General features: G+C 69.3%; 4 protein-coding genes. All 4 read right to left on the bottom strand.

What is annotated here, in order from left to right:
* Positions 1-233 precede the first annotated feature (233 nt).
* From VF522_RS16950 to VF522_RS16935, 4 genes are read right to left on the bottom strand one after another with little or no spacing between them, the layout of a single operon-like run.
* Positions 234-1,553, bottom strand: a complete 1,320-nt coding sequence (locus VF522_RS16950; RefSeq protein ID WP_330909474.1) for a TolC family outer membrane protein — start codon at positions 1,551-1,553, stop codon at positions 234-236.
* Positions 1,554-1,599: 46 nt separating this feature from the next.
* A complete protein-coding gene (locus VF522_RS16945; RefSeq protein WP_330909473.1) occupies positions 1,600-1,935 on the bottom strand; it encodes a rhodanese-like domain-containing protein in 336 nt (111 codons plus the stop codon).
* A 2-nt stretch (positions 1,936-1,937) separates the two neighbouring features.
* Positions 1,938-2,615 (bottom strand): protein-L-isoaspartate O-methyltransferase family protein, encoded by a 678-nt coding sequence (locus VF522_RS16940; protein ID WP_414709549.1) that lies wholly within the window; start codon positions 2,613-2,615, stop codon positions 1,938-1,940.
* A gap of 32 nt (positions 2,616-2,647) precedes the next feature.
* On the bottom strand, positions 2,648-5,860 hold the full coding sequence (locus tag VF522_RS16935) for an efflux RND transporter permease subunit (RefSeq protein WP_330909471.1): 3,213 nt from the start codon (positions 5,858-5,860) through the stop codon (positions 2,648-2,650).
* Positions 5,861-5,895: the final 35 nt, after the last annotated feature.

Here is a 5,895-nt window from a genome sequence, read left to right as displayed (position 1 = left end):
GTCTGGAGTTTGCCCGCGCGCGGGCAAACTCCAGAGGAGTTCTTCGCGTGGCGGCGCCGGGATCCGACTTTCAGGTTTGCCCCCGTAGCGCGGAGCGCGAGGGGGACGCCGCCCCAGCGGGACCACACCGCGCGCCGCCTGGCGCGACGCGCCCCGCTGCTCAAAAGCGGGAAGCGGCGCAAAAGCGCCGCTTCAAGAAAGCCCTGGGTCCCCGCCTGCGCGGGGATGACGGATCAACGCGCCAGCAGCGTATTCAACCGTGCCAGGTCCTCCGGCTGCAGCGTGCCGTTCGCCTGCCGCAGGCGCAGGTGCCCCAGCAGCACGTTGTAGCGCGCCTGCGCGAGATCGCGCTTGGTCTGGAACAACTGGCTTTGCGCGTTCAGCACGTCGATGTTGATGCGCACGCCCACCTGGTAGCCCAGGCGGTTGGCGTCCAGCGCGCTCTGGCTGGAGGCTTCGGCCGCTTCCAGCGCGCGCACCTGGCCCTGGCCGGACTGCACGCCGAAGAAGGCGGTGCGCACCGCCTGCGCCACCTGGCGGCGCGTGGCTTCCAGGTCGGACTTGGCCTTTTCCTCCAGCGCCAGCGTTTCGCGGATGCGGTTCTGCGTGGCGAAGCCGGCGAAGAGGGGCAGGTTGAACACCAGGCCCACGTTGCCGCTGCGGGGCCGGGAGTCCTGCGCCGAGGTGGCATTGCCGTTGACGTTGTTGGTGACGCCGTAGCTGGCGGTGGCGTCCAGCGTGGGCTTGTGGCCCGCCTTGGCCTTGTCGGTCTCCAGTTCGGCGATCTCGACGGCCTTCCTGGCCTGCAGGATCGCGGGGCTGGCCGATTCCGAGGCGGCGACCCAGGCTTCCGGCTCGTTGGGTTGCGGCGCCGGCACGTCCAGTGGCGCGGCAAGGGGATTCGGCTGCGCGTTGCTGCGGCCGACCAGCGTGTCGAGCGCCAGGCGCTTCACCCGCAGGTCGTTCTCCGCGGCGATCTCCTGCGCCAGCACGAGGTCGTACCGGGCCTGCGCTTCGCGCGTGTCGGTGATCGTGGAGGTGCCGACTTCGAAGTTGCGGCGCGCCGCGGCCAGCTGCTCCGCCACGGCGGCTTTCTGCGCCCGCACGAAGGCCAGCGTGTCCTGCGATGCGAGCACGTCGAAGTAGGCCTGGCTCACGCGGATCATCAGGTCCTGGCTGGCGGCGGTGAGCTGGTATTCGGCCAGTTCGATCTGGCGCTGGCCCTGGCGATAGGTCGCCAGGTTGGCCGGACGGTACAGCGGCTGCGACGCGCTCACCGTCGCCTGCTGGGTGGTGAAGTCGCGGTTGACCGACGGATTGTTGTTGTCGAAGGCGCTGCGGGTCACGCCCGCCGACAGGCCTGCCTGCGGCAGGATGCCGGCGCGGGCCTGCTCGCCGCGGGAGACGTTGGCGTCGTACTGCGATTTCGCCGACTGCCAGGTCGCGTCGTAGGCGCGCGCGGCTTCGTAAAGCGCGAGCAGGCCTTCCGCGCGCGCCTGGCCCGCGAGGGCCAGCACCGTTGCCGCCAGGGGGAGAAGCCGCATCCGATTCATGTTCCGTCCTTCTCGTACTTCGCGTAATGCTCGTTGTGACGCCCGGTCAATACTGGGGCACCGAGGGGTCGCGCTCCCGCGCCCAGGCCTCGATGCCGCCCGCGATGTTCGCCACGTCCGCGTACCCCTGCTGCGCCAGGAAAAGCGCCACGCGGTGGCTGCGCACCCCATGGTGACACAGGCAGGCGATCGCGCGGCTCTGCGGCAGCTCCCCCATTCGGGCGGGGACCTGGTTCATGGGGATGGCCAGCAGGTCGAAGTCGCCCGGCGCCACGCTCGCCACCTGCAGTTCCCAGGGCTCGCGCACGTCCAGCACCAGCGGGCGCCCGTCCTGGGCCTGGACCCAGGTGTCGAAGTCGGTGGGGCGGACCTGCGGGATCATGCTCAGAAATGGAAGCGCGAAGGCTGCGGGAAGTGCTCCAGGCGCGGCGCCACGGTGTCCCAGGGCTGGGTGGTCGTGAACGACGTTTCGCCGGTGCGGGTGATGAAGGTGGCGCGCATCATGGGCTCGTTGCCGACGACGGCGGCCAGGCGGCCGCCCACCTTCAGCTGCTGCAGCAGGGCCTGCGGCACTTCGTGCACGGAGCCGGACAGCACGATCGCGTCGAAGGGGCCTTCGGCCGCCAGGCCCTTGGCGCCGTCCGCCTCGCGCACTTCGGCATTGCGGATGCCGGCGCGCTGCAGGTTCTCGCGCGCCATGCGGGCGAGTTCCGGCTGGATCTCCAGGCTGATCACGCGCTGGGCCCGGCTGGCGAGCAGGGCGGCCATGTAGCCGGAGCCGGCGCCGACTTCCAGCACCTTCTCGTGGGCCTTGGGGGCGACGTCCTGCAGCAGGCGGGCTTCGACTCTGGGGGCCAGCATGCACCAGCCGTTGCGCAGGGCCTCTTCCGTGTTGGCGGCCAGCGGGATTTCCATGTCGACGAAGGCGAGGGACCTGTGCGTCGCGGGGACGAATTCCTCGCGTTTGAGCTGCGACAGCAGGGCGAGCACGTCCAGGTCCAGCACGTCCCAGGGCCGGATCTGCTGCTCGATCATGTTGAAGCGGGCGCGTTCGAGGTCGATCGGGGCGTTCATGGTGGTCTTTTCTCTGGCGTTCAGGACAAACCATCCATTTTAGAAGCCGGGACGGGCAGGGCTCCGGAACCGCCCGCGGGGGTGCGGCGCCGGCGCATCACCCAGGCGGCCAGGTCGTCCAGGTAGCAGTAGACGACGGGCACCACCACCAGCGTCAGCAGGGACGACGTGATCACCCCGCCGATCACCGCCTGGCCCATGGGGGCGCGCTGTTCCGAGCCTTCGCTCAGGGCGAAGGCGAGCGGCACCATGCCGAAGATCATGGCCAGGGTGGTCATCAGGATCGGCCGCAGCCGCACCCGGGCGGCGTGCAGCAGGGCCTGCGAGCGCTCCATGCCCTGCTCGCGCATGCGGATGGCGAAGTCCACCAGCAGGATCGCGTTCTTGGTCACCAGGCCCATCAGCATCACGATGCCGATCACCGAGAAGATCGACAGGGTGGAGCCGAAGAACAGCAGCGCCAGCACCACGCCGATCAGCGTCAGCGGCAGCGACGTCATCAGCGCCAGCGGCTGCAGGAAGCTCCGGAACTGGCTGGCCAGGATCATGTAGATGAACACCACCGCCATCGCCAGCGCCGACACCGCGTAGCCGAAGGACTCGCGCATGTTCTTGGTCGAGCCGCTGAACTGCGTGCGATAGCCGGGCGGCAGCGCGATCGCGTCCAGCTGCGCCTGGATGTCCCTGGAGACATCGCCGGCCGAGCGGCCGAAGGCATTGGCGTTGATCGCCACTTCGCGCGCGAGGTCGCGGCGGTTGATCTGGTTGGGGCCGGTGCCCTCGCGCACGCTCGCCACCTGGTTCAGCCGCACGATGCGCGGGCTGCCGTCGGCATTGCTGCCGGTGGCGAAGGGCAGGCGCTCCAGGTCCTGCAGGGCGGTGCGCGCGTCGGGCGCGAGCCGCACGTTGACGTCGTAGGTCTGGTCGTCGGGCGCGCGCCAGTTGCCGACGGTCTGGCCGGCCACCAGGGTGCGCAGCGCGCCGGCGATCTGCGCCACCGACAGGCCGAGGTCCGAGGCGGCGTCGCGCTTCACGGCGACCGACACGGTGGGCTTGTCCGGCTTGACGCTGGAATCGAGATCCACCAGCCCGGGGATGGAGCGCACGCGTTCCGTCACCAGCCGCGACAGGCGTTCCAGCTCCTTCAGGTCCGGCCCCTGCAGCGAGAACTCGATCTGCTTGTTGCCGCCCACGGCATCGGTGAGGCCGGCGTGCGTCACCGTGATGCCGGGCACCTGCTTGAGGCGCTCGCGCAGCAGCGCGGAGACCACGTCCACGCTGCGGCTGCGCTCCTTGCGGTCCACCATGCGCACGTACACCGACGCGTAGATCTTGCCGGCCTGCGCGCCGGTGTTGATCGTCGCCACCGTGTAGCGCACCTCGGGGAACTCGCGGATGATGGACTCGACCTGCTTCGCCTTGGCCTCGGTGAGCTCCAGCGAGGAACCCACCGGCGTGTAGAAGCTGAGGCTGGTTTCCGAATAGTCCGCCTTGGGCACGAACTCGGTGCCGAGCAGCGGCACCATGAAGAGGCTGGTGGCGAAGATCGCGAAGGCCGCGAACAGCGTCGCGAGCTTGTGGTCCAGCGACCAGCGCAGGATCGCCTGGTAGGTGTCCGCGAGCCGGTCGGTGGTGCGGTCGAACCAGCCGGTCACGCGGCCGATCGTGCGGTCGTAGAACGTCGGCTTCGCCCTGGCCTTGCCGTGCGCCTCCGCCTCCGGGTCGTGCCACACCGAGGACAGCATCGGGTCCAGCGTGAAGCTCACGAACATCGAGATCAGCACCGCCGCCACGATGGTCACGCCGAACTCGTGGAAGAACTTGCCGATGATGCCGCCCATGAAGCCGATCGGCAGGAACACGGCGACGATGGAGAAGGTGGTGGCCAGCACCGCCAGGCCGATCTCCTGGGTGCCGTCCATGGAGGCCTGGAAGGGCGGCTTGCCCATCTGCACGTGGCGCACGATGTTCTCGCGCACCACGATCGCGTCGTCGATCAGCAGGCCCACGCACAGCGACAGCGCCATCAGCGTCACCATGTTGATGGAAAAGCCGAAGGCGTACATGAACAGGAAGGTGCCGATCAGCGCGATCGGCAGCGTGAGGCCGGTGATGACCGTGGAGCGCCAGGAGTTCAGGAACAGGAAGACGATCAGCACGGTCAGCAGCGCGCCTTCGATCAGCGTGCGCCGCACGTTGTCCACCGACACCCGGATCGGCCGCGAGGCATCGGTCACCGGCTCGAGCTTCACGCCGGCGGGCAACTGCGCCCGCATTTCCTTCAGCGTGGCCTGCAGGCCGTCGATCACGGCGATGGTGTTCTCGTCCTGCGACTTCTGCACCTGCAGCAGCAGCGTGCGCTGGCCGTTGTAGAGCGCGAGGCTCTCGATCTCCTGGGCGCCGTCGGCGACGCGGGCGACCTGGTCGACGCGCACCGGGGCGCCGCCGCCGGCTTGACCGGCGGCGCCCGATCCCTTGCGGGCGACGATGATGCGCCCGAAGTCCTCCGGCCGCTGCATGCGCGCGTCGACCTGCACCACGCGTTCCTGCGCCTGCGAGCGGATCGCGCCGACCGGCAGGTCCTGGTTCTCGTTGCGCACCGCGCTCACCACCTGGTCGGCCGTGATGCCCTGCGCTTCCATCGCCGCCGGGTCCAGGTAGACGTTGATCTCGCGCTTGGTGCCGCCCACCAGCGCGACCGAGCCGACGCCGCGCACGTTCTCCAGCCGCTTCTTGAGCACCTGGTCGGCCCAGTTGGTGAGCTCCACCGCCGTGAGCGGCCGGCCGCGGCTCGCATCGGGCAGCACCGCCAGCGACCAGATCGCCCGGCTCGCCGGGTCGAAGCGCAGCACGCGCGGCTCCTTCACTTCGGTGCGGAAGGCCGGCCGGATCGCGGCGATCTTTTCCCGCACGTCCTCCGCCGCCTTGCGGCCGTCGATGTGCAGCTGGAACTCGATGACGACGACCGACTGGTTCTCGAAGCTGCGCGAGGTGAGGGCGTTGATGCCGGCGATGGAGTTCACCGCCTCCTCGACCTTCTTGCTGACCTCGCTCTCGACCACTTCCGGCGAGGCGCCGGGGTACTCCGTCTGCACCACCACCACCGGGAAGTCGATGTTGGGAAACTGGTCGACCTTCAGGCGCTGGTAGGAGAACAGCCCCAGCACGACGATGGCGAGCATCACCATCGTGGCGAACACGGGATTGCGCAGGCTGACGCGGGTGAACCACATGGCAGGTCAGGGGCTGGCGGTTTGCTCCCTCCCCC

The sequence above is a fragment of the Ramlibacter sp. genome, assembly GCF_036383835.1.
Lineage (GTDB): Bacteria > Pseudomonadota > Gammaproteobacteria > Burkholderiales > Burkholderiaceae_C > Ramlibacter.
The sequence above is the reverse complement of the archived record's forward strand: the minus strand, read 5'-3'. Positions and strand labels throughout refer to the sequence as shown.